The 26,777-nt window shown below is 73.2% G+C and carries 22 protein-coding genes; 11 read left to right on the forward strand and 11 right to left on the reverse strand.

What is annotated here, in order from left to right; translation table 11 throughout:
- Positions 1-221 precede the first annotated feature (221 nt).
- Positions 222-2,084, forward strand: a complete 1,863-nt coding sequence (locus tag ABD363_RS03880) for an exo-alpha-sialidase (protein ID WP_344599917.1) — start codon at positions 222-224, stop codon at positions 2,082-2,084.
- A gap of 106 nt (positions 2,085-2,190) precedes the next feature.
- Here the strand turns inward: ABD363_RS03880 and ABD363_RS03885 are convergent, their stop codons facing one another.
- Positions 2,191-3,231, reverse strand: coding sequence for a bile acid:sodium symporter family protein (locus tag ABD363_RS03885; RefSeq protein WP_344599918.1), 1,041 nt, complete (start codon positions 3,229-3,231; stop codon positions 2,191-2,193).
- A gap of 190 nt (positions 3,232-3,421) precedes the next feature.
- Here ABD363_RS03885 and ABD363_RS03890 point away from each other — a divergent pair, with 190 nt between their 5' ends.
- The 3 genes from ABD363_RS03890 to ABD363_RS03900 all read left to right on the forward strand — a co-directional run bounded on the left by ABD363_RS03890 (position 3,422) and on the right by ABD363_RS03900 (position 7,426).
- Entirely contained in the window at positions 3,422-4,294 is an 873-nt protein-coding gene (locus ABD363_RS03890; RefSeq protein WP_344599919.1) for a LysR substrate-binding domain-containing protein, read from the forward strand.
- Positions 4,295-4,646: 352 nt separating this feature from the next.
- Positions 4,647-6,473 carry an AMP-dependent synthetase/ligase gene (locus ABD363_RS03895; RefSeq protein ID WP_344599920.1) on the forward strand — a complete coding sequence of 609 codons (1,827 nt, stop codon included), beginning with the start codon at positions 4,647-4,649 and terminating at the stop codon, positions 6,471-6,473.
- 116 nt (positions 6,474-6,589) lie between these two features.
- The gene (locus ABD363_RS03900) at positions 6,590-7,426 is read left to right on the forward strand and encodes an aldo/keto reductase (RefSeq protein WP_344599921.1); all 837 of its coding nucleotides are present in this window, start codon (positions 6,590-6,592) and stop codon (positions 7,424-7,426) included.
- 275 nt (positions 7,427-7,701) lie between these two features.
- Here ABD363_RS03900 and ABD363_RS03905 read toward each other — a convergent pair whose 3' ends face one another.
- Together ABD363_RS03905 and ABD363_RS03910 are read right to left on the reverse strand one after the other, a co-directional pair.
- A complete protein-coding gene (locus ABD363_RS03905; RefSeq protein ID WP_344599922.1) occupies positions 7,702-8,598 on the reverse strand; it encodes a class I SAM-dependent methyltransferase in 897 nt (298 codons plus the stop codon).
- A 197-nt stretch (positions 8,599-8,795) separates the two neighbouring features.
- On the reverse strand, positions 8,796-10,511 hold the full coding sequence (locus tag ABD363_RS03910) for a glycoside hydrolase family 6 protein (RefSeq protein ID WP_344599923.1): 1,716 nt from the start codon (positions 10,509-10,511) through the stop codon (positions 8,796-8,798).
- A gap of 453 nt (positions 10,512-10,964) precedes the next feature.
- Between ABD363_RS03910 and ABD363_RS03915 the strand changes: the two genes are divergently transcribed.
- Positions 10,965-13,880 (forward strand): glycoside hydrolase family 48 protein, encoded by a 2,916-nt coding sequence (locus ABD363_RS03915; protein WP_344599924.1) that lies wholly within the window; start codon positions 10,965-10,967, stop codon positions 13,878-13,880.
- A gap of 112 nt (positions 13,881-13,992) precedes the next feature.
- Here ABD363_RS03915 and ABD363_RS03920 read toward each other — a convergent pair whose 3' ends face one another.
- The 5 genes from ABD363_RS03920 to ABD363_RS03940 form a co-directional block, all read right to left on the reverse strand.
- Positions 13,993-14,130, reverse strand: coding sequence for a hypothetical protein (locus ABD363_RS03920; protein WP_344599925.1), 138 nt, complete (start codon positions 14,128-14,130; stop codon positions 13,993-13,995).
- Between the two features lie 153 nt (positions 14,131-14,283).
- Entirely contained in the window at positions 14,284-15,351 is a 1,068-nt protein-coding gene (locus ABD363_RS03925) for a DNA polymerase III subunit beta family protein (RefSeq protein WP_344599926.1), read from the reverse strand.
- A 179-nt stretch (positions 15,352-15,530) separates the two neighbouring features.
- The gene (locus ABD363_RS03930) at positions 15,531-17,405 is read right to left on the reverse strand and encodes a rhamnogalacturonan lyase (protein ID WP_344599927.1); all 1,875 of its coding nucleotides are present in this window, start codon (positions 17,403-17,405) and stop codon (positions 15,531-15,533) included.
- Between the two features lie 219 nt (positions 17,406-17,624).
- Positions 17,625-18,392, reverse strand: a complete 768-nt coding sequence (locus ABD363_RS03935; protein ID WP_344599928.1) for a class I SAM-dependent methyltransferase — start codon at positions 18,390-18,392, stop codon at positions 17,625-17,627.
- A gap of 5 nt (positions 18,393-18,397) precedes the next feature.
- Positions 18,398-18,703 carry a 4a-hydroxytetrahydrobiopterin dehydratase gene (locus ABD363_RS03940; protein ID WP_344599929.1) on the reverse strand — a complete coding sequence of 102 codons (306 nt, stop codon included), beginning with the start codon at positions 18,701-18,703 and terminating at the stop codon, positions 18,398-18,400.
- A gap of 132 nt (positions 18,704-18,835) precedes the next feature.
- Here ABD363_RS03940 and ABD363_RS03945 point away from each other — a divergent pair, with 132 nt between their 5' ends.
- Positions 18,836-19,651, forward strand: a complete 816-nt coding sequence (locus ABD363_RS03945; protein ID WP_344599930.1) for a helix-turn-helix domain-containing protein — start codon at positions 18,836-18,838, stop codon at positions 19,649-19,651.
- On the opposite strand, the gene ABD363_RS03950 is transcribed toward ABD363_RS03945, so the two are convergent.
- Positions 19,633-20,058 carry a hypothetical protein gene (locus tag ABD363_RS03950; protein ID WP_344599931.1) on the reverse strand — a complete coding sequence of 142 codons (426 nt, stop codon included), beginning with the start codon at positions 20,056-20,058 and terminating at the stop codon, positions 19,633-19,635. The genes ABD363_RS03945 and ABD363_RS03950 overlap by 19 nt on opposite strands.
- Positions 20,059-20,307: 249 nt before the next feature.
- Here ABD363_RS03950 and ABD363_RS03955 point away from each other — a divergent pair, with 249 nt between their 5' ends.
- Entirely contained in the window at positions 20,308-21,171 is an 864-nt protein-coding gene (locus ABD363_RS03955) for a helix-turn-helix domain-containing protein (protein WP_344599932.1), read from the forward strand.
- A 49-nt stretch (positions 21,172-21,220) separates the two neighbouring features.
- Complete coding sequence (locus ABD363_RS03960) at positions 21,221-22,036, forward strand: SAM-dependent methyltransferase (RefSeq protein WP_344599933.1); 816 nt, start codon at positions 21,221-21,223, stop codon at positions 22,034-22,036.
- Between the two features lie 33 nt (positions 22,037-22,069).
- Here the strand turns inward: ABD363_RS03960 and ABD363_RS03965 are convergent, their stop codons facing one another.
- The gene (locus ABD363_RS03965) at positions 22,070-22,315 is read right to left on the reverse strand and encodes a hypothetical protein (protein WP_344599934.1); all 246 of its coding nucleotides are present in this window, start codon (positions 22,313-22,315) and stop codon (positions 22,070-22,072) included.
- A gap of 162 nt (positions 22,316-22,477) precedes the next feature.
- On the opposite strand from ABD363_RS03965, the gene ABD363_RS03970 reads away from it, so the two are divergent.
- The 3 genes from ABD363_RS03970 to ABD363_RS03980 all read left to right on the forward strand — a co-directional run bounded on the left by ABD363_RS03970 (position 22,478) and on the right by ABD363_RS03980 (position 24,641).
- Positions 22,478-22,759 (forward strand): hypothetical protein, encoded by a 282-nt coding sequence (locus ABD363_RS03970; protein WP_344599935.1) that lies wholly within the window; start codon positions 22,478-22,480, stop codon positions 22,757-22,759.
- A gap of 18 nt (positions 22,760-22,777) precedes the next feature.
- Positions 22,778-24,064 carry an MFS transporter gene (locus ABD363_RS03975; RefSeq protein ID WP_344599936.1) on the forward strand — a complete coding sequence of 429 codons (1,287 nt, stop codon included), beginning with the start codon at positions 22,778-22,780 and terminating at the stop codon, positions 24,062-24,064.
- 124 nt (positions 24,065-24,188) lie between these two features.
- A complete protein-coding gene (locus ABD363_RS03980; RefSeq protein WP_344599937.1) occupies positions 24,189-24,641 on the forward strand; it encodes a MerR family transcriptional regulator in 453 nt (150 codons plus the stop codon).
- Here the strand turns inward: ABD363_RS03980 and dnaK are convergent.
- Positions 24,638-26,506: a molecular chaperone DnaK gene (gene dnaK / locus ABD363_RS03985; RefSeq protein ID WP_344599938.1), complete on the reverse strand. Its 1,869-nt coding sequence runs from the start codon at positions 26,504-26,506 to the stop codon at positions 24,638-24,640. The two genes, ABD363_RS03980 and dnaK, sit on opposite strands and share 4 nt — an antisense overlap.
- Positions 26,507-26,777: the final 271 nt, after the last annotated feature.

Genomic DNA, 26,777 nt, shown 5'->3' on the forward strand with positions numbered 1-26,777 from the left:
CGTGCTGATTCCGTGGCGGTGACACGCGCACGCTTCTTGTGAGGCGCGCGGGGACGCAACTAACGTCGATGCCCTCACCTCGGACATGGGATGTCCGAATGTCTGTATGACCGCACCGTGCACGACCGCGTCCCGCACGACCGCATCCCGCACCCAGCACCCAGCACCCAGCACCCAGCACGACTGGACCCCTGGCAGACGACTGAAGGGCAGGCCGCTCCATGCCGTCACGTCTTCGCACCCGTCTGAGAACCACCCTCACCGCGGCGCTCGCCCTGGCCGCGACGGCCGCGCTCCCGCACCCCGCCCACGCCCAGCCCTCCGCCGGCGCACCCCGGCTGGAGGAGCAGGTGCTCTTCAAGGCCGCCCAGGATCCCGGCTACGCCTGCTTCCGGATCCCGGCGATCGTGCGGACCACCAGCGGCACCCTGCTCGCCTTCGCCGAGGGCCGCGTCCTCAACTGCGGGGACGCCGCCGACATCGACATCGTCCTCAAGCGCTCCACCGACGGCGGCCGCACCTGGGGCCCGCTCCAGGTCGTCAACGAGGGCGCCGGCGACACCCACGGCAACCCGGCCCCGGTCGTGGACCGCACCACCGGCCGCATCCTGCTGGCCGAGACGTACAACACGGGCCGCACCGACAGCGGGAACTGCTCGGTGCCCTGCGACCGCACCCCCCATCTGCAGTACAGCGACGACGACGGCCGCACCTGGTCGAAGCCGCGCGACCTGAGCGACCAGATCCTGCCCGCCCACTGGAACTCCTGGTACGCCACCGGCCCGGTGCACGGCATCCAGCTCACCCGGGGCAGGCACGCCGGGCGGCTGGTGTTCGGCGTCAACACCGAGACCTGGGACGGCACCCGGGTCACCGCCAACCACGCGGCGCTCGTCGTCAGCGACGACGGCGGCGACACCTGGAAGATCGGCGCCACCGACACCTGGCCCATCGCCGCCGACGGCTCCTTCCGGCAGAAACCGTCCGAGCTGACCCTCACCGAGCGCGCCGACGGCTCCCTCCTGGTCAGCGGCCGCGAGCAGGACGGCACCGACCTCGGCCACCGCACCCAGGCCGTCAGCCGCGACGGCGGCGACTCCTTCACCGCGCCCTTCAGGGCCCTCCCCGACCTCTACACCCCGCAGGTGCAGGGCGCGGTGCTGCGCCTCGGCGGCCGCATGCTGCTGTCCGCCCCGGCCGACCCCGACCGCCGCCGGACGATGATGATCCGCTCCTCCTACGACGGCGGCGCCACCTGGGACAGCGTGGACCGCGGCACGGTCGTCACCACGGACTGGTCCGGCTACTCCGACATGGTGGCGATCGGCGGGTCCACCGTGGGACTGCTGTACGAGGGCGGCGCGGTCGACGCGCGCGACGAGATCCGCTTCGCCCGCTTCACCGAGGACTGGCTGGCCCCCCGCCGCGGCCCGGACCCGGCCACCCCCGACCTCGCCCCGCGGGCCAGGCCCGCCGCCGTGCTCGGCGGCGCCCGGCCCACGCCCGGCGTCCGCGGCGGCGCCCTGTCGTTCGACGGCACCGACGACGCCGTACGCCTGCCGTACCGCGGCCGGCTCCCGCTCGGCACCAAGGACTTCACCGTCTCGCTGTGGTTCCGGTACACGGCCACCAGCGGGGAGCAGCCGCTGCTGTGGATGGGCGGGATCGGCACCACCCAGCCCCAGGTGTGGCTGCGCGCCGAGCCCGCGAACGACCGCCTCCAGGGCCTGATGACCGCACGCGACGGGGCGGCGGCGCCGCGGACGGCGTCCGTGCGCACCAGCGGCGCCTACAACGACGGCGAGTGGCACCGTCTGGTGCTGCGCCGCGGCGGCGGACGGCTGACGCTGTCCGTCGACGGCACGGAGCTCGGCACCGCGGACGTGCCCGGCTCGGTCAGCCGCAACTCGCCGTTCGGCGTGCACATCGGGCAGCGCATGGACAGCCGGGCCTTCTTCACCGGCGCGATCGACGACGTGCACGTGTGGGACCGGGCGCTCACCGACGAGGAGCTCGCCTCCGGCACCGCGACCCCGGTCACCCGCGGCACGGTCCTGTGGCTGCCCCTGGACCGGGTGGGCTGAGACCCCGGCGTCCCGGAGCGTGCCCGAGCACGGCAGCGCGGGGGCCGGGAGCGGTCCCGCTCCCGGCCCCCGCGCCGGCCTTTCGCTGCGCGCGGGCCGGCCCGCCTCAGCCGGAGCGTGTTCCCGGGCTGGCCCCGGCCCGGGGCGCCGCGGCCGGCGCCGGCCCGGTGACGTCCCCGACGGGGTCGTGCGCCCGGCGCTTGGCGATCACCGCGCACACCATCAGCTGCATCTGGTGGAACAGCATCAGCGGCAGCACGGCGAGCGAGGCGTGCGCGCCGAACAGGACGCTCGCCATGGGCAGCCCGGAGGCCAGGGACTTCTTCGAGCCCGCGAACTGGATCGCGATCCGGTCCTCCCGGCCGAACCGCAGCGCCTTGGCGCCGTACCAGGTCAGGGCGAGCATCACGGCGAGCAGCACGGCCTCGACGGCCAGCAGTCCGGCCAGCCGGACGGGGCTCACCTGGTGCCAGATGCCCTGGACCATGCCCGCGCTGAAGGCGGTGTAGACGACCAGCAGGATCGACCCGCGGTCGACGAGCCCGAGGGCCTTCTTGTGCCGGGCGACGAAGCCGCCGATCCAGCGCCGCAGCAGCTGCCCGGCGACGAACGGCACCAGCAGCTGGAGCACGATCTTCAGCACCGAGTCCGCGGAGAACCCGCCGCCCGCGCCGCCGAGCAGGGCGGCCGCCAGCAGCGGGGTGACGACGATGCCGGCCAGCGAGGAGAAGGAGCCCGCGCAGATCGCGGCGGGTACGTTGCCGCGCGCGATCGAGGTGAAGGCGATCGACGACTGGATGGTCGACGGGACCAGGGTGAGGAAGAGCAGGCCCTGGTGGAGCGGCTGCGTCAGGAGCACCGGGACCAGCCCGCGCGCGGCCAGGCCGAGCAGCGGGAAGACGACGAAGGTGCAGGCCAGGACGGTGACGTGGAGCCGCCAGTGCTTCAGGCCGTCCAGGGCCTCACGGGTGGACAGCCGGGCGCCGTAGAGGAAGAACAGGAAGGCGATCGCCGCCGTGGAGGCGCCGGAGACGGCGTCGGCCGCCGTCCCGCGGGCCGGCAGCAGCGCCGCGAGCCCCACCGTCCCGAGCAGCAGCAGGATGTAGAGGTCGATCGGCGGCCGACTCGGCCGGCGCAGGCGTTTCACGGTGCTCCACTTGCTCGGTTCGCTCGGTTCGTCCGGTTCTCCGGGTCCGCCCGGCCGGCCCGGTGCGGCCGGGCGGCGCGGGGCCGGGGGTCCCGGATCACGGGTCCCCTCCATCGTGCTGCCTCGCCCGGCGATCGGGAATCCCGTACACCGCACTGACTGCCATCGCCTCACGCGATAACGTGGCGGCGTGTACGACCCCTCCCACCTGCGGACCTTCCTGTCGGTGGCCCAGACGCTGAGCTTCACGCAGGCCGCCCGGCGGCTCGGGCTGCGCCAGTCGACCGTCAGCCAGCACGTGCGGCGCCTGGAGGACGCCACCGGGCGGCAGCTGTTCACCCGGGACACCCACTCCGTCGAGCTGACCGAGGACGGCGAGGCGATGCTCGGCTTCGCGCGCCGGATCCTGGAGGTGCACGAGCAGGCGGCGGCGTTCTTCACCGGCACCCGGCTGCGCGGCCGGCTGCGGTTCGGCGCGTCCGAGGACTTCGTGCTGACCCGGCTGCCGGAGATCCTGGAGGGGTTCCGGCACGACCACCCCGAGGTCGACCTGGAGCTGACGGTGGAGCTGTCGGGCACGCTGCACGAGCGGCTGGCCGCCGGGAAGCTGGACCTGGTCCTCGCCAAACGCCGCCCCGAGGACCCGCGCGGGGAGCTGGTCTGGCACGACCGGCTGGTGTGGATCGGCGCGGAGCGGCTCCGTCTCGACCCCGACCGCCCGGTCCCGCTCATCGTCTACCCGCCCCCGGGCATCACCCGGGCCCTCGCCCTGGAGGCGCTGGAGCGCCAGGGCCGCGCATGGCGCGTCGTCTGCACGAGCGGCAGCCTGAGCGGCCTGGTCGCGGCGGCCCGCGCGGGCCTCGGCGTGATGGCGCACTCCCGCGGGCTGATCCCGCCGGGCCTGGTGCGCGTACCGGACCGGGCGGGGCTGCCGGAGCTGGGCCGCGTCGACTTCGTGCTGGTCCACGGCCGCCGCCGGACCGCGGCGCAGGGCGCGGCGGACGCGCTGGCGGCGGCGATCCTGGCGGGCGGGGACCGGCTCCAGCGGCAGCGGCGCGGCTAGGGGCCTCCGGCCGGAGACGCCGGGCACCGCGCCGGTGTGACGGAATCGGCCGCGCCGACGCTGGAGGAGGAGAAGGGGACGCGTCGCTGACGCCCTCCCCCGCCGGGGTGATGCGCGCGGCGGCCGGGTCGTACAGATTCGGTGGAGATTGCGGCGCCGAACCTCACCCGACCGTCGGGTTCGCGCCCGACCCTTCCGCATGTGCACGCATTCGCCCCCCGCTGACCAGCGCGAACCAGAGCATTGTTCGCTTTCGGGCCCCCTCCCGCCCCTTCGTCCGGTGGGGTAGCTTTCACGGCGCTGTGCGGGGCGCCACCAGGCGAACCGAACGCCGAGGAACGGGGAGCGGGGTTTGCGCGAGTTCACCAACCCTCCGCTGGCGTTGGCACCACCGGTGGGCGGTCTGGCCGACGTGATCTTCGAGTACGCCCGGGAGGACCCGCTGCGCGTCGCGCTCGGCCGCAAGGACCGGGCCGGGCGGTGGCGGGACGTGACCTCGGCCGAGTTCCGCGACGAGGTGCTCGCCCTCGCCAAGGGCCTGCTCACCCAGGGCGTCCGCTTCGGCGACCGGGTCGCGATCATGTCCCGCACCCGCTACGAGTGGACGCTCTTCGACTTCGCGCTGTGGACGATCGGCGCCCAGGTGGTGCCGCTCTACCCCACCTCCTCGGCCGAGCAGTGCTTCTGGATGCTGTACGACGCCGAGTGCACGGCCGCGGTCGTGGAGCACGAGGACCACGCGATGACCATCGCCACCGTCATCGACCGGCTGCCCCGGCTGCACCGGCTGTGGCAGCTGGACACCGGCGCCGTGCGGGAGCTGTACGAGGCCGGCGCCCATCTCGACGACGACGTGGTGCACCGGCACCGGCAGGCGGTCACCCCGGACACGGTCGCCACGGTCATCTACACCTCGGGCACCACCGGCCGCCCCAAGGGCTGCGTCCTCACCCACGGCAACTTCATGTACGAGGCGGACACCGTCGTCCGGCGCTGGGAGCCGGTGTTCCACTCCCGGAAGGGCGACGAGGCGTCGACGCTGCTGTTCCTGCCGCTCGCGCACGTCTTCGGCCGGATGGTGGAGGTGGCCGGGATCCGCGGCCGGGTCAAGTTCGGCCACCAGCCGCAGCTCGACGCGGCGGCCCTGCTGCCGGACCTGGCCGCGTTCCGGCCGACCTTCGTCCTCGCGGTGCCGTACATCTTCGAGAAGGTGCTCAACGTGGCCCGCCGCCGGGCGGAGAAGGAGGGCAGGGGCGAGGCCTTCGAGAAGGCCGTCGAGGTCGCCGTGCGGTACGCGGACGCCGTGGAGGCCAAGGCCTGGGGCACCGGTCCCGGCCCGTCGGCGGCGCTGCGCGTGCAGCACCAGCTGTTCGACCGGCTCGTCTACTCCAAGGTGCGGGCCGCGCTCGGCGGCCGCCTGCGGCACGCCATGTCCGGCGGCTCCGCGATGGACCGCAGGCTCGGGCTGTTCTTCGCGGGCGCCGGCGTGCACATCTACGAGGGATACGGCCTGACCGAGTCCACCGCCGCCGCCACCGCCAACCCGCCCGGGCGCACCCGGTACGGCACCGTCGGGCAGCCCGTCCCGGGCGTCACCGTGCACATCGCGGACGACGGCGAGATCTGGCTGCGCGGCGACAACGTCTTCCAGGGCTACCTCAACAACCCCAAGGCCACCGACGAGACCCTGCACGACGGCTGGCTGGCCACCGGCGACCTGGGCTCCCTCGACCAGGACGGCTATCTCACCATCACCGGCCGCAAGAAGGAGATCCTCGTCACCTCCGGCGGCAAGAGCGTCTTTCCCGGCCTGCTGGAGGAGCGCGTCCGGAACCATCCGCTGGTCAGCCAGTGCATCGTCGTCGGCAACGACCGCCCGTACATCGCCGCCCTCATCACCCTCGACCAGGAGGCCGTCGAGCACTGGCTGATGATGCGGGGCAAGCCGCCGGCGTCGCCGGCCCGGCTGGTGCGCGACCCCGAGCTGGAGGCGGAGGTGCGGCGCGCGGTCGTCGCCGCCAACACCCTGGTCTCGCACGCCGAGTCGATCCGCACCTTCCGCATCCTGGCGCAGCCGTTCACCGAGGAGCACGGGTTGCTCACGCCGTCGCTGAAACTGAAGCGGAAGGCGATCGAGAAGGCGTACGCGAACGAGGTCGAGGCGCTGTATCGTGCCTGAATCATCCCCTCACGGGTACCTTTCCCGCCCCGATCGCCGGGTCAGGAATGCATCGCGGCCCGTGATCGTTGACGATGGACGTACCACCTGACGACAACCGTAAGGATCGAGAGCTCGTGAGCAGCAAGGTCCCCCCGATCACCCTGAACAACGGCGTCGAGATGCCCCAGCTGGGCTTCGGTGTCTGGCAGGTGCCGGACGACGAGGCGGAGGCGGCCGTCGCGACGGCGCTGGAGGCCGGGTACCGCAGCATCGACACAGCGGCGATCTACGGCAACGAAGAGGGCACCGGCAAGGCCATCGCCGCCTCCGGCCTCCCCCGCGAGGAGATCTTCGTCACCACCAAGCTCTGGAACAGCGAGCAGGGGTACGAGTCGACGCTGCGCGCCTTCGACGCGTCCCTGAAGAAGCTCGGCCTGGAGTACGTGGACCTGTACCTGATCCACTGGCCGCTGCCGGCCCAGGACCGGTACGTCGACACGTACAAGGCGTTCGAGAAGCTGCACGCCGACGGCCTGATCCGCGCGATCGGCGTCTCCAACTTCCTGCCGGAGCACCTCCAGCGGCTGATCGGCGAGACGTCGATCGTCCCGGCGGTCAACCAGATCGAGCTGCACCCGCACCTGCAGCAGCGGGCCGCCCGCGAGTACCACGCCGAGCAGGGCATCGCCACCGAGGCCTGGTCGCCGCTGGGCCAGGGCAAGGGCCTGCTGGAGGTCCCGGCGATCGTGGCGATCGCGCAGAAGCACGACCGCACGCCGGCCCAGGTCGTGCTGCGCTGGCACCTCCAGCTCGGCAACGTGGTGATCCCGAAGTCCGTGACGCCGTCCCGGATCAAGGAGAACATCGAGGTCTTCGACTTCAGCCTGGACGACGAGGACCTCGCGGCGATCAGCGCGCTGAACGAGGACCGGCGGCTGGGTCCGGACCCGGCGACGTTCAACATGGCCTGAGCCGACGGCACGAAGAAGGGGCCCGGTTTCTCCGGGCCCCTTCTTCGTGCCGTCGGCGCGCCACCGCCGTACGGCGGTACGGCGGCCATCCCGACGCCTGCCCCGTCCGGCCGTACGGCGACCACGCCGGTGTCCGCCTCCGGCCGGCTGCCGGATCACCCCTGTGGCCGAGTCGGATCCGGCGGACCGCCGGTGGCCGGGCGGCGGTCCGCCGGGCGGCGTCACGCGGGGCGGGCGGGCGCCGCGCGGGGAGGGCGTCGGCCGCGGAAGGGCCGTCAGGCCACCCGCACCCCCGTGTGCACCGTGTGCGCCGCCAGGAGGAACACGTCCGGCCGGCGGTGCACGCTCGCCTCGTCGTCCGGGTCGAGGAGGCGGTCCAGGGTGGCGCGGTCGGTGGGGTCGAGGTCGTCGCCGCAGGCGTCGCGCAGGCGGGACAGGGACGCGGCCACGTAGGCGCGGGCCTGCTCCGAGGCCGGGGCGGGCAGGTCCAGCAGGAAGCTGCGCGTGCCGGTGTGCTTCAGGCCCGCGGCGGTCAGCAGCGCCGGCCAGTCCTCGGTCTCGGCGACCGAGCCGGGCAGGCTCGCCCGCATCCTGGCGAACCACTCCTCCTCCACCGCGTCCAGCCGCGCCTGGAGCCCCGGCCGTCCGATCCCGATGTCCCGCGGCAGGAACCGCGCGGGCAGCCCGCCCTCCAGCAGGGCGAGCGTGCCGCCGGGCGCCAGCCGCTCGGCGAAGGCGGCGAGGGCCGCGCGCTGGTCGCCGAGGTGGTGCAGGCTGCGGCTGGCCCACAGCAGGCCGGCCGGGCGGCCGAGGTCGTCCAGGACGCCGGGGAGTTCGCCGGCCAGGGTGTCGAAGCGGCCGGCGACGCCGAGGCGTTCGGCGCGGGCGCGGGCCCGCTCCAGCAGCGGTGCGGCGCCGTCCACGGCGACGACCCGGGCCCCGGGGAAGGTCTCGGCGAGCAGGCAGGAGACCACGCCGGGTCCGCTGCCCGCGTCGACGACCAGTTCCGGATCGGTCACCTCCTCTCCCAGCCAGGCCATGGCCTGCGCGTACAGCGGGGTGAACAGCTCCGCCTGGGACTCCAGCAGCGGGGCCATCCCGGCCCAGTCGATGTCGGTGTGGTCAGGGTGTCCGTGGTGGTGTGCGTGCTCGTGCTTCTCGTCGTGCGCCATGCTGGTCAGCCTCTCGTTCGCGGTGCCGCCAGGGTGCGACGCCGCCCCGCGGGGCGGCCACTCCTGTTGCCGGAACGGCAAAAGCCGGGCGGGGAGGCGGGACACGATCCGGACGGTCCCGGCAGGCGGGAGGCCGAGAGCGCGATCCGCCGGCCCGGCCCCCTCGCGGCCGGTCCGGCGGATCTCACGTCACCCGGTCAGGACAGCGGCGGGTACGCGTTGCGCATCAGCTCCTGGAACTGGGCCGAGAACCACTTCCCGGACAGCGGCGCGTCGGGCAGGGCGCCCGAGGGGTTGTTGCCGTTGCGCGAGTTGCCCGTGTACGTCGGGTCGCACATGCGGTCGAAGCCCTTGCCCTCGTCGTTCGGGATCTGCTTGCTCGCCCCGTCGGACTCGCCCGGCGGCTTCATCCACACGTACGCGTCGATCCCGGCGGCGGGGTTGGCCTGCGGGCGCTCGCCGAGGCCGGCTCCGGACTGGTTGCACCAGTTGCCGGGGTGGATCCGGCGGTCGTAGCGGCCGCCGTCGACGTAGGCGTCGACGCTGGTGGTCGGGCCGGGGCCGGCGGGCCGGGCCGAGCCGCCCCAGCCGTTGCGGGAGGTGTCGATCAGCATGCCGATGCCGGAGTTGAAGCCGACCGAGACCAGCTGGTTGCGGAAGGCCTGGGCGAAGGACAGCTCGTCGACGTACCGGTTCCAGTCGACCCACTTCGACTGGCGCACCGAGGTGCCGTTGACGGTGTCGTTGATGGAGAAGTTGTTCTCCTTCAGCGCGCTGTAGTTCGCCGTGTTGGTGATGAAGCCGTGCACGTCGTTCACGGTGGCGCCCTCGGCGGTGGCCGCCTGCTTGATCACGTTGGCGGACGCGCCGAAGTTGTCGTCCCAGCCGATCCAGCCATGGTGGCCGGCGTCCACGTAGTTGTAGACGTTGGGCACGTCACCGAGCTTGTTCAGCGCGTAGCCGACGCCCTTCACGTAGTTGCCGTTGGCGAGCATCGTGTCGCACTGCGGGGTGGCCGTGGCCCGGCTGCCGGCGTTGGTGACGAGGTTGGGCAGCGAGTCGATCTCGACGGTGGTCACGATCCGCAGCGAGGCGTACTTCGGGTCGGCGAGGATCGCGGCGATCGGGTCGATGTACTGCGTCTTGTACTTGTCGATCTCGTCCGGCTTGAGCTCGCCGTTGGAGGCGAGGGCCGAGCAGTCGCGTCCGGGCAGGTTGTAGATGACGAGCTGGACGACCAGCTCGCCGGAGCCCTTCTGCTCCAGTGCCTCGTCGAGGTGGTCGCGCAGGCCCATGCCGCCGTTCACGCCGTTGATGGCGGCGGTCCGGTCCAGCCACACACCGGTGGGCTGGTTGGCGATCCGGCTGCCGCCGGGCTCCGCCGCGGCATTCGCGGACCACTCCGGGTTCACGTAGACCTTGGCGCCGGAGTAGGGGTTGTCGACGCGCGGTCCGACCGGGTCCGGGCCGGGGCCGGGGCCGCCGCCGCTGCCGTCGTCGACGTTGCAGGTCACGCCGTCGAGGGTGAAGGTGGCGGGGACGGCGTTGGTGCCGCTGTAGGAGGCCTGGAAGCCGAAGCCGGCCGAACCGCCGGTCGCCAGGGAGCCGTTGTAGGACTCGTTGGTCACGGTGACGCCGGTACCGCTCTGGCTGATCTTCGCGTTCCAGCCGCTGGTGACCTTCTGGTTCCCGGCGTACGACCACTTCAGCGTCCAGCCCGACTTGGCGGCGCCGTGGTTGGTGACGGTGACGGCGGCGGTGAAGCCGGTGCTCCACTGGTTCTGCACCTTGTAGTCCACGGTGCAGGGGACGGCGGCGGGGCCGACGTCCGCGGGCTGGACGGCGAACGCCGTGCCCGATGCGCCGGCGACGAGCGCCAGCGCGGCGAGTAACGCTGTTCTGCTGCGGCTCATGAGTGCGGTTTTCCTCTTTCTGTCCGTCGAAGGCGCGCGCGGGGGGTGGCGCGGCCCGGTTCCGTACGGCGTCGGGGCACGACGCCGTCGTCAGGGACGAGGGGTGCGGGTGGTGCCGGCGAAGGCGGCCTTCGCCCGTGCGTCCGGCAGGGCGGGGCCGTGCCGGCGGCTCAAAGACGTGAACGCGGGGGGTGTCGCATGAGCGACTCCTTGCAGTACGGGCGCACGGTGACACACGTGGCCGACCGATGGAACCGCTCCCACTGGTGTTCACGAAGCTAGCGCCAAGTGACGGTGAAGAACAGGGGAGTCACCGACTTTGGCCCGGCGCCCCGCGTCGAATCTTTTCGACCCCTCCCGCACCTTGACCCCTCACCACACCCTCTCCACTATGGGAGCGCTCCCACTGGTTCGTGCCTTGACTTCTCCGAGCCGCAAGGAGGAACCAGCACCATGCATCCCCCTCCCCGAAGACGCGGAGCCGTACGGCGGTTGTGGACCGCGGCCGTGGCGGCCCCCGCGCTTCTGCTGACGACGCTCTCGCTGGGATCGGCGCCCGCGCAGGCGGCGGCGGTCCAGTGCAGCGTCGACTACCGCACCAACGACTGGGGTTCGGGCTTCACCGCGGAACTGTCCCTCACCAACCGCGGCACGGACACCATCGACGGCTGGACCCTGACGTACAGCTACGCGGGCAACCAGAAGCTCACCAACGGCTGGAACGGCACCTGGTCCCAGTCCGGCCGGTCGGTCACCGTGAAGAACGCCGCGTACAACGGGACGATCGCCGCCGGCAAGGCGGTCACCACCGGCGCGCAGTTCACCTACAGCGGCAGCAACACCGCGCCGACGTCCTTCTCGATCAACGGCACCCCCTGCACCGGCGCGCACCAGCCGCCGATCACCGTGCTGACCAGCCCCGCGGCGGGCGCGGTCTACACGCAGGGCGAGGCGGTCCCGCTGGCGGCCACCGCCGCGGCCGCCGACGACGCCACGATCACCAAGGTCGAGTTCTACGACGACACCCGGCTGCTGGGCACGGACACGAGCGCCCCCTACGCGCTCTCCGTCTCAGACTTGACCGTGGGCAGTCATTCCCTGGTGGCGAAGGCGTACGACAGCCTCGGCGCCTCCGGGGAGTCCACGCCGGTCGGCATCACCGTCTCCTCCGGCCCCACCGTGGTGGCCTCGCCGACCCAGCTGGGCGTCCAGCAGGGCAAGACGGGCACGTACGAGGTGAGGCTGTCGAAGCAGCCGTCCGCGAACGTGACCGTGACGACGGCCCGCGCGAGCGGCAACCCGGGCCTGTCCGTGAGCGGCGGCGCGACCCTCACCTTCACCCCGCAGAACTGGAACACCGCGCAGAAGGTGACCGTCGCCGCCGACTCCTCCGGCACGGGCTCGGCCGTCTTCGAGTCGACCGCCCCGGGACACGCCAAGGCCGCGGTCACCGTGACGCAGCTGGGGGCGACCAAGGCGTACGACGCCCGCTTCCTGGAGCTCTACGGCAAGATCACCAACCCGGCGAACGGCTACTTCTCGCCCGAGGGCATCCCCTACCACTCGGTCGAGACGCTGATCGTCGAGGCGCCGGACCACGGCCACGAGACCACCTCGGAGGCCTACAGCTACCTGCTGTGGCTCCAGGCGATGTACGGCAGGGTGACCGGCGACTGGTCGAAGTTCAACGGCGCGTGGGAGCTCATGGAGAAGTACATGATCCCCACCCACGCCGACCAGCCGACCAACTCCTCCTACAACCCCGCCAAGCCGGCGACCTACGCGCCCGAGTACGACACCCCCGAGCAGTACCCCTCCCGGCTCGACACCGGGGTCCCGGTCGGCCCGGACCCGATCGCCGGTGAGCTGAGGAGCGCCTACGGCACGGACGACGTCTACGGCATGCACTGGCTGCAGGACGTCGACAACGTCTACGGCTACGGCAACTCGCCCGGCAAGTGCGAGGCGGGCCCGTCGGACACCGGGCCGTCGTACATCAACACCTTCCAGCGCGGGCCGCAGGAATCGGTGTGGGAGACGGTGCCGCAACCGACCTGCGACGCCTTCAAGTACGGCGGGAGGAACGGGTACCTGGACCTGTTCACCGGCGACTCCTCCTACGCCAAGCAGTGGAAGTTCACCAACGCCCCGGACGCCGACGCGCGGGCCGTGCAGGCCGCGTACTGGGCGGACATCTGGGCGAAGCAGCAGGGCAAGGGCTCCGACGTCTCCGCGACGGTCGCCAAGGCGGCCAAGATGGGCGACTACCTGCGCTACGCCATGTTCGACAAGTACTTCAAGAAGATCGGCAACTGCACGAGTCCGTCGTGCCCGGCGGGCACCGGCAAGGACGCCTCGCACTACCTGCTGTCCTGGTACTACGCCTGGGGCGGCGCGGTGGACACCTCCGCGGGCTGGGCCTGGCGCATCGGCTCCAGCCACGCGCACGGCGGCTACCAGAACCCGCTGGCCGCCTACGCGCTCGGCGCCTACGCCCCGCTGAAGCCGAAGTCGGCGACCGGCCAGGCGGACTGGGCCAAGTCGATGGACCGGCAGCTGGAGTTCTACCGCTGGCTGCAGTCCGCCGAGGGCGCCATCGCGGGCGGCGCGACCAACAGCTGGGCGGGCCGGTACGCGAGCCCGCCGGCCGGGAAGTCCACGTTCTACGGCATGTACTACGACGAGAAGCCCGTGTACCACGACCCGCCGTCCAACCAGTGGTTCGGCTTCCAGGCGTGGTCCATGGAGCGGGTCGCCGAGCTGTACCAGCAGACGGGGAACGCGCAGGCCAAGACGGTCCTCGACAAGTGGGTCGACTGGGCGCTGGAGCACACCACCATCAACCCGGACGGCACCTTCCGCATCCCCTCGACGCTGCAGTGGTCGGGGCAGCCCGACACCTGGAACGCGTCGAACCCGGGCGGCAACAGCGGACTGCACGTCACGGTCGCCGACTACACCAACGACGTCGGTGTGGCGGGCGCGTACGCCAAGACCCTGACGTACTACGCCGACCGCTCCGGTGACACCGAGGCCGCGAACACGGCGAAGGCGCTGCTGGACGGCATGTGGGAGCACCACCAGGACGACCTCGGCATCGCCGTCCCGGAGACCCGCGCCGACTACGACCGCTTCGACGACCCGGTCCACGTCCCGAGCGGCTGGACCGGCACCATGCCGAACGGCGACGTGATCAACTCCTCGTCGACCTTCGACTCGATCCGCTCGTTCTACCAGGACGACCCGGCCTGGTCGAAGATCGAGAGCTACCTCGCGGGCGGCGCCGCGCCCGTCTTCACGTACCACCGGTTCTGGGCCCAGGTGGACATCGCCACCGCCATGGGCTCGTACGCGGAGCTCCTCGAATAGTCCCCGCTCTCCGCGTACCGCGCCGGGCGGTCCCCCCTCCGCACTGGGGGGCCGCCCGGTCGTCGCACGCCCGGCGGAAGGAAGGTCCCCCGCCGTGCGAAGACCCGCATCCTCACGGCCGGGCCGGCGCCGGCGGCCTGCTCTCGGGCGCCCCGCCGGCCCCGGCCGCCGAACGGGCCGAGGTCTCGATCGCCGCCGACACCTGCACCTGGAAGAACGCCCGGATCGACGGCGGCGGCGTGCGCGGCACCTTCCGCTCCACGGACCGGGGCGCGAGCTGGACCCGCGTCAACGACGACGCCCACCAGTGGGGCTGGACGGGCGACGGCCCGGCCGATGGCTTCCATGGTCGGGTCGGGGCCGGTGGGGGTGGCGGTCATGGGAGCAGTCCTCGTCCTTCTGGTCAAGCGGAGGGGGTGGGGCTGACGGGCATGGCCCATGTGGTGAGATCGCCGCGGCCGGCGGAGCGGATCGTGACGGGCTGGTCGAGTCCGCGCAGGTCGAGCATCACGTCGGGACCGATGGCCGTGCTGACGGCCGGATAGAGCGTGGTCGGTTCGAAGGAGATCCGCAGACGCCGCCCCGTCACGGTGGCCGGGAGCGGGAAGCCGGGGTGCTCGTCCGCGGTCCGGACGGTCAGGCCGCGCCGGGTCACCCGCAGCGAGACCCGCTCGCTCAGGCGGTCCTCCAGAGCCCGCAGGAGGAGGCCCTTCGAGACGGTCACACGAGTCGTGGCCTCGGGCAGCGACGCGAGCATCAGCCGGTGGTCGGGGAACTCCCCCGTCAGCAGCCGGCAGTGCCGGTCCTCCCGGTCCGCCATGCGCAGCCGCATCCCGTGCGGCGTCGCCTCGACCCGCACCAGCACGCTGCGGCGGACCTCGGCGACCGCCGCCCGCAGTTCGTCGCCGTCGACCGTGGCGGCCCACGCCGTGACCACCGGTTCGACGGGGACCAGGGTGCGTGTCGAGAGCCGGTACCGGTCGGTCGCGGTCAGCGTGACCGCCTCACCGGTCACCTCCACCCGCAGTCCGCCGAGCACCGGTGTCCCCGGATCCCGTGCGGTCGCGGTCAGGACCTGCTCGATGGCGTCGGCCAGGACGGGGCCCTTCAGCACGGCGACCGGCAGGCTCGGCACGCCGGCGAGCGACGCCTTGATCGAAGCGGCCCTCCGCCGCACCGCCGCCGCGTCCTCGAGGACCTTCGCGACGTGCTCGTCGATCAGCCGGGACGCCTCCTCGGGCGTGGCGTCGAGGACCGCCTCGACAGCGGTGAGGGGCATGGCGATCCCACGGAGCCGGCGAAGCCCGGTCGCCCGCGCCACCTGGTCGGCGCTGTAGTAGCGGTAGCCCGAGACCGGGTCGACCTCCGCGGGGGGCAGCAGCCCGGAGTCGGCGTAGAACCGCAGCGCGCTGGAGGTCAGACCGGTGCGCTGGGCGAAGATCCCGATCGGCATCAGTTCGGAGTTCGGCACCCCGCCATCGTGGGGCTTCGACCGGCTTGAAGGTCAACACCGGTCACGTGCGGCGACGACGGGGCCGCGGGGACAGCGGCCGGCCCCCGGCCGGGGGGAGACGCCGGGTGGCCGGCCGCGTGCGGAGACGGCGGCCGGCCGTGTACGGGGACGCCGGGAGGTGTTCTCCCGCCGGGGCCCTACGGCGTGTAGACCGCCGGGCGCGGCGCCGTGCTCATGCCGCTGCCGATGAAGAAGCTCGGGTGCGGCGGCTGGTTGTAGCCGGAATTCTGCCAGGCCAGGGCCGTGCGGTACTGGGTGTCGTGGAGCAGGGTGGTGATCTTCGTGCCGGTCTCGGCCGGGGTCGAGTAGATGCGCAGGTTCTTGTTGTCGCTGGTGCGCCAGACGACCTCCTCGCGCCAGTCGCCGAGGATGTCGCCGGACAGGACCGGGGTGGCCTTGGTGCCGTTGTTGGCGGAGACCCCGGAGCCGGTGAGCAGGCGGGTGTCGCCGGAGGTGCCGTACTTGTCGATGCGGGTGCCGTCCAGGAGTTCGCGGACGGTGTCGCCGTCCCACCAGGACAGGAAGTTGGCGCTGGAGGGCTTGCGGCTCGCGACGACGGTGCCCTTGGGGTCGCGGATGCCGCTCTCGGCCGACGACCACGACTCGGCGCCCGCGCTGCCGGACCAGATGTCGCCGGACACGCCGCGGCCGTTGTCGCCGCCGGCGGGCGTGGACCAGATGATCCGGCCGGTCCTGGCGTCCGCCATCCACGACGACGGCTTGGCGGAGTCCTCGTCGACCTTGAACTCCTCCAGTCCCGCGCGGGACGGGTCGAGGTCGCCGACGTGCATCGCGTCGCCGTGGCCGTTCCTCGTGGTCCACAGGCCGCTGCCGTTGTCGTCCACGGCCATCGAGCCGTACACGATCTCGTCCCGGCCGTCGGCGTCGACGTCCGCCACGGACAGCTGGTGGTTGCCCTGCGCGTCGTAGCCCTTGCCGCTGTTGGTGGAGGAGCTGGTGTCGAAGGTCCAGCGGCGGGTGAAGGAGCCGTTCCGCCAGTCCCAGGCGGCGATGACGGTGCGGGTGTAGTAGCCGCGCGCCATGATGAGCGAGGGGCGCGAGCCGTCCAGGTACGCCGTGCCGGCCAGGAAGCGGTCGACGCGGTTGCCGTAGGAGTCGCCCCAGGAGGAGACCGTGCCGCGGGCCGGGACGTAGTCGACGCTGCCCATCGCCTTGCCGGTCCGGCCGTCGAACATGGTCAGGTACTCGGGGCCGGTCAGGACGTAGCCGCTGGAGTTGCGGTGGTCGGCGGAGGAGCTGCCGATCACCGCGCCCGTGCCGTCCTTGGTGCCGTCGGCGGTCTTCATGGCGACCTCGGCCCTGCCGTCGCCGTCGTAGTCGTACACCTGGAACTGGGTGTAGTGGGCGCCCGAGCGGATGTTCCTGCCGAGGTCGACGCGCCACAGCCGGGTGCCGTCGAGCTTGACGCCGTCGACGATCGTGTTGCCGGTGTAGCCGGCCTGGGAGTTGTCCTTGGCGTTGGTGGGCTGCCACTTCAGGACGATGTCGAGGGCGCCGTCGCCGTCGAGGTCGCCGACGGAGGCGTCGTTGGCCTCGTAGGTGTACGCGACGCCGTCCGGGGTGGTGCCGCCGGCGGGCGGGCTGAGGGGGACGTCCTTGTAGCCGGTGCGGAACTGGACGGCGTGCACCGAGTCGCCTTGCTCCACGCCATCGACGACCGCGCGCACGGTGTAGTCGGCCGTGGCGGGCGCGCCGGAGTGGAAGAAGTTGGTGGAGCCGGTGACCGGGGAGGAGTTGACCTTGGTGCCGGCCCGGTAGACGTTGAAGGAGACGTCGTCCGGGTCGGTGCCCAGCCAGCGCCAGCTGACCAGGTTGCCGCTGCCGGTGTGGACGCTGACCACGCCCCGGTCGAGCTTCTCGGCCTGGCGGGCGGTGGCGGCCTCGGCGGTGTCGGGGACGAGGGTGGTCGCCGCGGCGCCGGCCAGGGCCGCCGCGGCGGCGACGGCCGGGATCCAGACGCGGCGTCTGCGGTGCCTGCGCGGGTGCTTCACGGAGGGACCTCCTGGGAGGGGGACGGGGGAATTGCGTCCGTCAGTCGCCGCCGGGGGCGCGGGGGTTGCCGCGTCCCGGCCGCGGGTTCGGTGACGGTGCGGGCGGCCCGCCCGCACGGCACGGCCGGTACCGGCGGCCCGCCCGCCTCGACGCCCGCGCGCGGGCCCGGACCTCCCGGGCCCGGCGGCGCCCGGGGCGGGAGGGCCCGGCCGGCCGCGTCACGGGGTCCGCGGGGCCGGGGGTTCCGGCGGCTTCCGGTACGCCCGGAGGGTGAACACCGGGTCGGGCCGGGGCCGGTCCTGGTCGGGCAGGGCGGCGAGCCGGGCGGCGAACTCCTCGGCGAGCGGGCTGCCGGGCGGCAGCGTCATGAACCAGCCCCGGCGCAGGTCCGCGATGGTGCGGCGAGGGCTGCGGCCCTGCCCGCGGCCGGTGAACCGGGCCTGCCCGGCGGGGACGAGGCCGTGACCGAGGGCATAGGAGTCGACGACTTCGGCGGCGTCCCGGGCGGCCCGGCGGGGGCGGGCGGCGAGCACGGCGTCGATGTCGCTGCCGACGTTGTGGGCGGCGGCCTTGTCGACGGTGGTGACGTACACGCCGCCCGGCCGCAGCACCCGGGCGCACTCGCCGACGACGGTCCGCGCCTCCTCGGCGCTCCGCGCCAGGTGCAGCAGCCACACACTGCTCACGGCGTCGAACTCCCGGTCCCGGAACGGCAGCCGGCGGCTGTCGGCCAGCACGACGGCGCCGGGCAGCCGGGCGGCGGCCCGCCGGGCCATGCCGGGGGTGAGATCGACGCCGGTCACCCGCAGACCGGGCCGGCCGGCCGCGAGCCGGCGGGTCACGATGCCGGTGCCGCAGGCGACGTCGAGGAGGCTGCGCGCCCGGGGCGGCACGAGGCCGAGGACGGCCCCGGCGGCGGCCGCGGCCCGGGGCTCGCCGCCGCGCAAGGCGTCGTACCGCTCCGCTTCCTTGTCGTAGTCGAGCACGCGCGTCAGTGTGCCCCGTGCCCGGCGGCCAGGTCCTCCACCCTGCGGGCGAGCTCGAAGTCCTTCTCGGTGACGGCGCCGCCCACGCTGTGCGTGTGCACGGAGAGGGAGACGGTGCGGTAGCCGAGGGTCAGGTCGGAGTGGTGGTCGAGCTCCTCCTGCACCTGGGCGATGTGGACGACCATCGCCGTCGCCGCGAAGTGCGAGCCGAGCCGGTAGGAGCGGGCGAGGCGGTCCCCGTCGAGCGACCAGCCCGGCAGCCCGGCCAGCCGGTCCTCGATCTCCTTCTGCGACAGCGGTTCGACGGGCATGGGCCGCGCTCCTTCCGTGAGGGGCGAGTACGTGGGGGGTCGTGTCCTCAGCCTGCCACAGCACGGCCGCCGCGGCTCTAGTCCGGCACGTGCGCCCGCCCGCCGTACGGCCCCGTCGGCTACGGTCCTCGTATGACCCCTCCCTCCTCCGGCACCGCCTCCACCGCCCAGGGCGCCGGTCCGCTGCTGCGGATCTGGCGGGAGCGGCGGCGGCTCAGCCAGCTGGAGCTGGCGCTGCGCGCCGGCTCCTCCGCCCGGCACATCAGCTTCGTCGAGACGGGCCGCTCCCGGCCGAGCGAGGAACTGGTGCTGCGGCTGGCCGAGCACCTGGACGTGCCCGTCCGGGAACGCAACGCGCTGCTGCTGGCGGCCGGTTACGCCCCGCGCTACCCGCAGACCCCGCTGGACGACCCGGCGCTGGACGCCCTGCGCACGGGAATCGAACGGCTGATCCAGGGCTACGAGCCCTACCCGGCGCTGGTGGTGGACGCCGTCTACGACGTGGTGGCCGCCAACCGGGGCGTCCACATGCTGCTCGACGGCGTCCCGGAGCACCTGCTCGCGCCGCCGCTGAACGCGATGCGGCTCACCCTGCACCCGGAGGGCCTGGCGCCGCGCATCCGCAACCTGCGCGAGTGGCGCGGCCACCTGCTCGCCCAGATGGAACGGCAGCTCGCCCTGCACCGCTCCGGGCCGCTGCGCGCGCTGTACGAGGAGGTGGCGGCGTACCCGGCGCCCGAGGCCGCGCCGGGCGAGGAGCCGGCCGAGCCCGTGCCGTACTTCGCGCTGCCGCTGCGGATCGAGCACGGGGGACACACGCTGTCGTTCGTCTCCTCGATCTCCACCTTCAACACGCCGATGGACGTGACCGTCGCCGAGCTGGCCGTCGAGACGCTCCTCCCGGCCGACCCGGCGACGGTCAAGTACCTTCAGTCGTTCCTGGCCTGACGGGCTTTCAGGGCGCCGTACTGCAGCAGCGCGAAGGCGGCCACCACGACCGCCTGCAGCACGGCCCACACCGCGCCGGCCGCGGAGGGCGTGAGCCACAGGGCGAGGGCGACGCAACTGACGGCCGACCAGGCGAGGTTGAGTTCGACCACGGCCCGTACGCCGAGCGCCGGCGGCCGTCGCCGGGCCGCCAGCAGGCCCACGCCCGCCGCGTACACCGCGAGGAACGCGCCGAGGGCGAGCAGCAGTCCGGAGCCGACCCCGAGCAGCCGCCCGAGCGGGCCGGACAGGGCGAGGTAGGCGAGTGCGTTGACGCCGGTCACGACGGCGTCGAGGGCCAGGAACCGGCGCAGCATCGACTGCGGCTCGGCGGTCCGGGCGAGCGCGGCAAGCTGGATCGCGGACATGACGAATCACCCTCCGTCGGGATCGGGACGCGGCCGGGGCCGGGGCCGGGTCCCGCGGCGGAGTGCGCCGCCCCGGAACCCGGTGCGTCCACGATCCCCTCCCCCGGCCGGCCGGTCGATTACCCGCGAGGTCATGGGCGGCGGCCGCCCGGCGTCCCGCCCGGTGATCCCCGTACCGCGAAACCCGTGAGAGCCGAAGCGGAACATGACACACTGCTCACATGCTTCGGCGCGTTGGGGAGGCGTGGCGTGAGTGAGCGGCGGGCCGCGCCCACCGTGGGCCAGGTGGTGCTCGGAAGGCGGCTGCGGGAACTGCGGGAGGCCGCGGGGCTTCGGCGCGAGGAGGCCGCCGGGGTGCTCCGGGTCGCCCCCGCGACCGTCCGCCGGATGGAGACGGCCGAGGTCACGCTGAAGATCCCGTACGTGCAGGTCCTGCTGACGGCGTACGGCGTGCCCGAGGACGAGGCGGCCACGCTGGTCGCGCTGGCCGAGGAGGCCAACCGGCCGGGCTGGTGGCAGCGGTACCACGACGTGCTGCCGGACTGGTTCAGCCTGTACGTGAGCCTGGAGGGCGCCGCCCGCATCATCCGGTCCTACGAGCCGCACTTCGTACCGGGGCTGCTGCAGACCGAGGAGTACGCCCGGGCCGTGCTGGCGGCCGGGACGGTCGGCACCGCGGGCGCGCAGGCCGTCGAGCGGCACGTGGCGCTGCGCATGGAGCGGCAGCGGCTCCTCCAGCGCCCGGACCCGCCCCACCTGTGGGTGGTGATGGACGAGACGGTGCTGCGGCGGCCGGTGGGCGCCGACGCCGAGGTGATGCGCGGTCAGCTCGACAAGCTGCTGGAGCTCACCTCCCGCGAGCGGGTCACGCTCCAGGTCGCCGAGTTCGCCGACGGCCCGCACCCGGGGACGTACGCGCCGTTCACCCTGTTCCGCTTCGCCGAACCGGAGCTGCCCGACCTGGTGTTCACCGAGTACCTGACCGGTGCGCTGTACCTGGACTCCCGCACGGAGGTCTCCACGCACCTGGAGGTCCTGGACCACATGACGGCACGCGCCGCCTCCGCCCGGCGCACCGAGAAGATCCTGCGGGAGTATCGGGAGACCCTCTGATCCCGCTCCCGCCGACGCCCCCTTCCCGTACCCGAGGAGACGACACCGCATGACCGGATCCGACGCCGCGTCCCCCGCCGTCGACACCAGCCGGCCGCATCCGGCGCGGGTGTACGACTGGTGGCTGGGCGGCAAGGACAACTACCCGGTGGACGAGGAGCTGGCCCGCAGGATCCTCGCCGTGGACGAGACCGCGGTGCGCGGGGCGCGTGCCAACCGCCGGTTCATGCACCGGGCCGTGCGGACCGTCGCCGAGGCCGGGGTGCGCCAGTTCCTGGACATCGGCACGGGCATCCCCACCGAGCCCAACCTGCACCAGGTGGCCCAGCGGATCGCGCCCGAGGCCCGGGTGGTGTACGCGGACAACGACCCGATCGTGCTGCGGCACGCCGAGGCGCTGCTGCGCGGCACCCCCGAGGGCGCCACCGACTACGTCTACGCCGACGTCCGCGACCCCGACGCCGTCCTGCGGTCGGCGGCCGAGGTGCTGGACCTCGGCCGGCCGGTCGCGCTGTCGCTGGTGGCGCTCACGCACTACCTCGGCGACGCGGCGGACGGCGACGACGTCCACGGCCTGCTGAAGCGGTACGTCGACGCCCTCGCCCCCGGCAGTCATCTGATCCTCTCCCAGGTCACGGCCGACCTGAACCCCGAGGCCGTGGAGAAGGCCGCCGGGCTGTTCGCCCGCAGCGGCACCCCCTTCTTCCCGCGCACCCTCGCCGAGTTCTCCCGCTTCTTCGACGGCCTGGAACTCCTGGGCCCCGGCGTGATCCCGGTGACCGGGTGGCGGCCGGACCCCGAGGACGTGGCGGTCCAGGCGGAGGGCATCGTGCCGGTGTACGCGGGGGTGGCCCGCAAGCCCTGACGCCCCGGTCCGCTCACCGGGGAGGCGGGCCGGTCACGCCGGTTTCTCCCCGCGTCCGGGGTCGACGATCAGTCGCGCCAGGGCCGCGGGGGTGGCGATGCCGGGCAGCAGGTAGGACCACAGCACGGCGACGCGCCGGGGCAGGTCGCGGCGGTCGGACTCCAGCCGGGACATCAGCTGGGTGCCGGTGCAGGAGGCCACCAGGACACGGGCGAACTCCTCGGCGTCGACCTGGGGCAGCAGTTCGCCGCGGGCCCTGCTCTCCTCCCGCGTCCGCACCGCCTGGGCCGCCCCACCGCACCGTCTCCCTCGTCCAGCCCGATTCACAAAAACAAAACAACCATTTTTTATATTATGCCGGATGTCGGTCGGCCGGCTGTCCGGGCCCTGTCCGGCGGCACCGCCCCGGGGCCGCGCCGGAAGTCACCACAGGGAGGGACCGTGCCCCGGAACGCCCGGGACCACGCGATGTCGCCGTGGACACCCGTGCCGCACCCGGTACGGGCCGTGGCGATGCGCCCCCGCTTCGCGCGGTGCGCCGAGTCCGACGCGCCGTGCCCGGTCCGCGCCGGGCGGACGGGCACCGACCACGTGTCCGTGACGATCCGCCGGCACGAACGCACCTGCGTCGACGCGGAGATCCCCCTGGTGTCCCGGTCGCCCCGGGACGCCGCTCCGCAGGCGTCCCACGGCGACGTCGACTTGACCTTGACCCCGGCGTGAAGGTTGACCCTCTACGACATGCAGACTTCGGACCACCGCACCCCCTCGCGCTCCGACCGCGCCACCAGCTGGGCACTGGCCGTGCTGACCCTGTGCTCCTTCACCCTCGGCACGGGCGAGATCATGATCGCCGGTCTGCTGCCCGGCATCGCGTCGGACGCCGACGTGTCCCTGTCCACCGCCGGCCTGCTGGTCAGCTCCTTCGCCATGACCGTCGTCCTGGGCGGCCCGGTGCTCGCGCTGACCACCGGGCGGGCCCGGCGCAGGCGGCTGCTCGGCGCGCTCATGGCCTGCTACGCCGTGGGCAACATCCTGTCCGCCGTCGCACCGTCGTTCCTGCCGCTCGCCGCGGGCCGGATCGTCGCGGCGCTCGCCCACTCGGCCCTGATGCCCCTGTTCTTCGGCATCGCCGCGGACATCGTCCCGCCGGAGCGGCGCGGCTCGGCGGTCGCCCGGGTCTCGCTCGGCTTCAGCCTGGCCATGATCGCGGGCCTGCCGATCGGCACCGCCCTGGGCCAGTGGCTCGACTGGCGCGCCACCTTCTGGGCCGTGGCGGTGCTGACCCTCGCGGTCACGGTCCCGGTGGCCGCCCTCGCCCCGGACACTCCCGGCCTCTCCCCCGAGGACGACCGGGGACGCCTCGGTGAACTGCGCGTCCTGGGCGACCGCAGGGTGCAGGTCGTCACCGGGATCACCGCGCTCGCCGCGGCCGCCTCCTTCACCGCGTACACCTATGTCACCCCGCTGCTCACCGGCACCGTCGGCTTCAGCGAGTCCGCGGTGACCGTGCTCCTGCTCCTCTTCGGCGTCGGCGGCACCGTGGGCAACCTCGTCGGCGGCAGGCTCACCGACCGCTCGGTGCTCGGCGCGGTGTCCGTGTCCGTGGCGGCACTGGGCGCCTCGCTGCTGCTGCTCGGCGCCACGGCGTCCGTCAAGGTGCCGGCCGTGGCGTTCCTCTTCCTGTTCGGCGCCGCGTACTACGCGGTCATTCCGGCGGTGAACACCCGGCTGCTCGACGTCGCCTCGAAGCAGGCCCGCACCCTCGCGCTGACCGTCCAGAGCTCGGCGTTCAACCTGGGCACCGCGGTCGGCGGCTGGCTCGGCGGCCGGGTCATCGCCGCCGGGGCCGGGATGCGGTGGCTGCCCGTGGCGGGCGCGGCCGTCGCGGCCCTCGCCCTGGCTCTGGCCCTGGGGGAGACCGCCGGGGAGCGGCGCCGGACCGCGGCCGCCGCCCCGGCGTCCCCGACGGCCGCCGCCGACGAGGAAGGCGGCGCCCACGCCGCCCCGGAGGCGGTCAGCCGGTGACGGCCGCGTTCGCCGGTCCGGGGCCGAAGCGGTTCCGGACCGGCGAACGAGCCGGTGCCCTGCCCCGCCCGCGTCCGCACCGTGCGGCCGTGTCAACCGCCCCGTCACCGACAGGAGTCGCCCCATGCGCATCGGAGAACTCGCCCGTGCCACCGGCACCACCACCCGGGCGTTGCGGTACTACGAGGAGCACGGTCTGCTGCACCCCGAACGCTCGTCCAACGGATACCGGACCTACCCGCCCGATGCGGTGAAGGTCGTCGAGAACATCCGCCTGCTCCTCGCCGCCGGCCTGACGACCGAGGACCTGCTGCTGCTCGGCACCTGCCTGCGCGACGAGGTGATCGGTGACCACCGCTGCGACGACCCGTCCGCCAAGGCGGCGGTCTTCGAGCAGCGCCTGGCCGTGATCCAGCGCCGCATCGACGACCTCACGGCCGTGCGCGAGCAGCTCCTCGCCCGGCTGGACGACCTGCGCGGCCGGGAGGCCGCCGCCCGGCGCGGGAGCTGCCCCGGGCAACGGCGGCGGGGCGGCGTGGAACCGGCGGAGCGCCCCGCCCCTGTGGCCGGTGGCTAGGCCGCCCCGCCCTTGTGGTCCTTGTCGTCGTCGACGATCTCCGCGTCCACCACGCCGTCGCCCTCCTCCTGCGGACCGGCGTGCGGCTGCCCGGCGTCCGCCGTGGGCTGCTGCCCGGCCTGGGCGTACATGGCCTGGCCCATCCGCTGGCTGACGGAGGCGAGTTTCTCCACACCGGTGCGCAGCTCGTGGGTGTCCGCGTTCCGCTCCAGCAGGCCCTTGAGGTCCGTGATCGCCGACTCCACCTCCGACCTGGTGCCGGCGGGCACCTTGTCGCCGTTGTCGCGGAGGAACTTCTCGGTCTGGTAGACGAGCTGTTCGGCCTGGTTGCGGGTCTCGGCCGCCTCGCGGCGCCTGCGGTCCTCCTCCGCGTGCTGCTCGGCCTCCCGCATCATGCGGTCGATGTCGTCCTTGGGCAGCGCCGAGCCGCCGGTGACCGTCATCTTCTGCTCACGGCCGGTCGCCAGGTCCTTGGCGGAGACGTGCATGATGCCGTTGGCGTCGATGTCGAAGGCCACCTCGATCTGCGGCACCCCGCGCGGCGCGGGCGGCAGCCCGGTCAGGTCGAACACGCCGAGCTTCTTGTTGTACGCGGCGATCTCCCGTTCGCCCTGGTAGACCTGGATGCCGACCGAGGGCTGGTTGTCGGTGGCGGTGGTGAAGATCTCCGAACGCCGGGTCGGGATCGTGGTGTTGCGCTCGATGAGCTTGGTCATGATGCCGCCCTTGGTCTCGATGCCGAGGGACAGCGGGGTGACGTCCAGCAGCAGGACGTCCTTGACGTCGCCGCGCAGGACGCCCGCCTGGAGGGCCGCGCCGACGGCGACGACCTCGTCGGGGTTGACGCCCTTGTGCGGGTCCTTGCCGGTGAGTTCCTTGACCAGGTCGGTGACCGCGGGCATCCGGGTCGAGCCGCCGACCAGGATGACGTGGTCGATCGCGGCGAGTTCGATGCCGGCGTCCCTGACCGCCTGGTGGAAGGGCGTCTTGCAGCGGTCGAGCAGATCGGCGGTGAGCTCCTGGAACTGGGCGCGGGTGAGCTTCTCCTCCAGGTGCAGCGGGCCCTGGGCGGAGGCCGTGATGTACGGCAGGTTGATCGTCGTCTCCGAGGAGCTGGACAGCTCGATCTTGGCCTTCTCGGCGGCCTCCCGCAGCCGCTGCACGGCCATCTTGTCCTTGGACAGGTCGACGCCGTAGCCGTTCTTGAACCGCTGGACCAGGTGGTCGACGACCCGCTGGTCCCAGTCGTCGCCGCCCAGGCGGGTGTCGCCGTTGGTGGCCTTCACCTCGATGACGCCCTCGCCCATCTCCAGCAGCGACACGTCGAAGGTGCCGCCGCCCAGGTCGAAGACCAGCACGGTCTGGTCGTTCTCCTTGTCCAGGCCGTACGCCAGCGCCGCCGCCGTCGGCTCGTTGATGATCCGCAGGACGTTCAGGCCCGCGATCTCACCGGCCTCCTTGGTCGCCTGCCGCTGGGTGTCGTCGAAGTAGGCGGGGACGGTGATCACCGCGTCGGTGACGTCCTCGCCGAGGTAGGCCTCCGCGTCCCGCTTCAGCTTCTGCAGCACCCGGGCGGAGATCTCCTGCGCGGTGTACCGCCTGCCGTCGATGTCGCCCCGCTCCGGGAACCGCCAGGACGAATCGCCCATGTGCCGCTTGACGGAGCGGGCGGTGCGCTCGACGTTCGTCACGGCCTGCCGCTTGGCGACCTCGCCGACCAGCACCTCGCCGTTCTTGGCGAAGGCCACCACCGACGGGGTGGTCCTGGCCCCCTCCGCGTTCGCGACGACGGTGGGCTCGCCGCCCTCCAGCACGGCCACCACCGAGTTCGTCGTCCCGAGATCGATTCCGACCGCACGTCCCATCGCTGTCCCCTTCCGCCAGGGCGGCACGTCCCGTCAGCACTCTCCCCGACTCCAGCACAAAACTTGAGTGGGCTCTTGTCAATGGGACGACCGGCCGCTCCGCACCCGGCCCCGCCGCACACCGGGTCCGGCCGGTGAGCGGCGCCGCCGCCGCGGACGGGCGGGAACACCCGCACCGGGGCGTCGCCGCCGGCCGTCCGCGTCGGGCAGGACGGGCCGGCTCGCTCCGGCCCCCCGGTGCGCGGGGACGGCGGGGCGGGCCGCCGTCCCC

Origin of the sequence: Streptomyces glaucus (assembly GCF_039533365.1) — a bacterium.
Lineage (GTDB): Bacteria > Actinomycetota > Actinomycetes > Streptomycetales > Streptomycetaceae > Streptomyces > Streptomyces glaucus.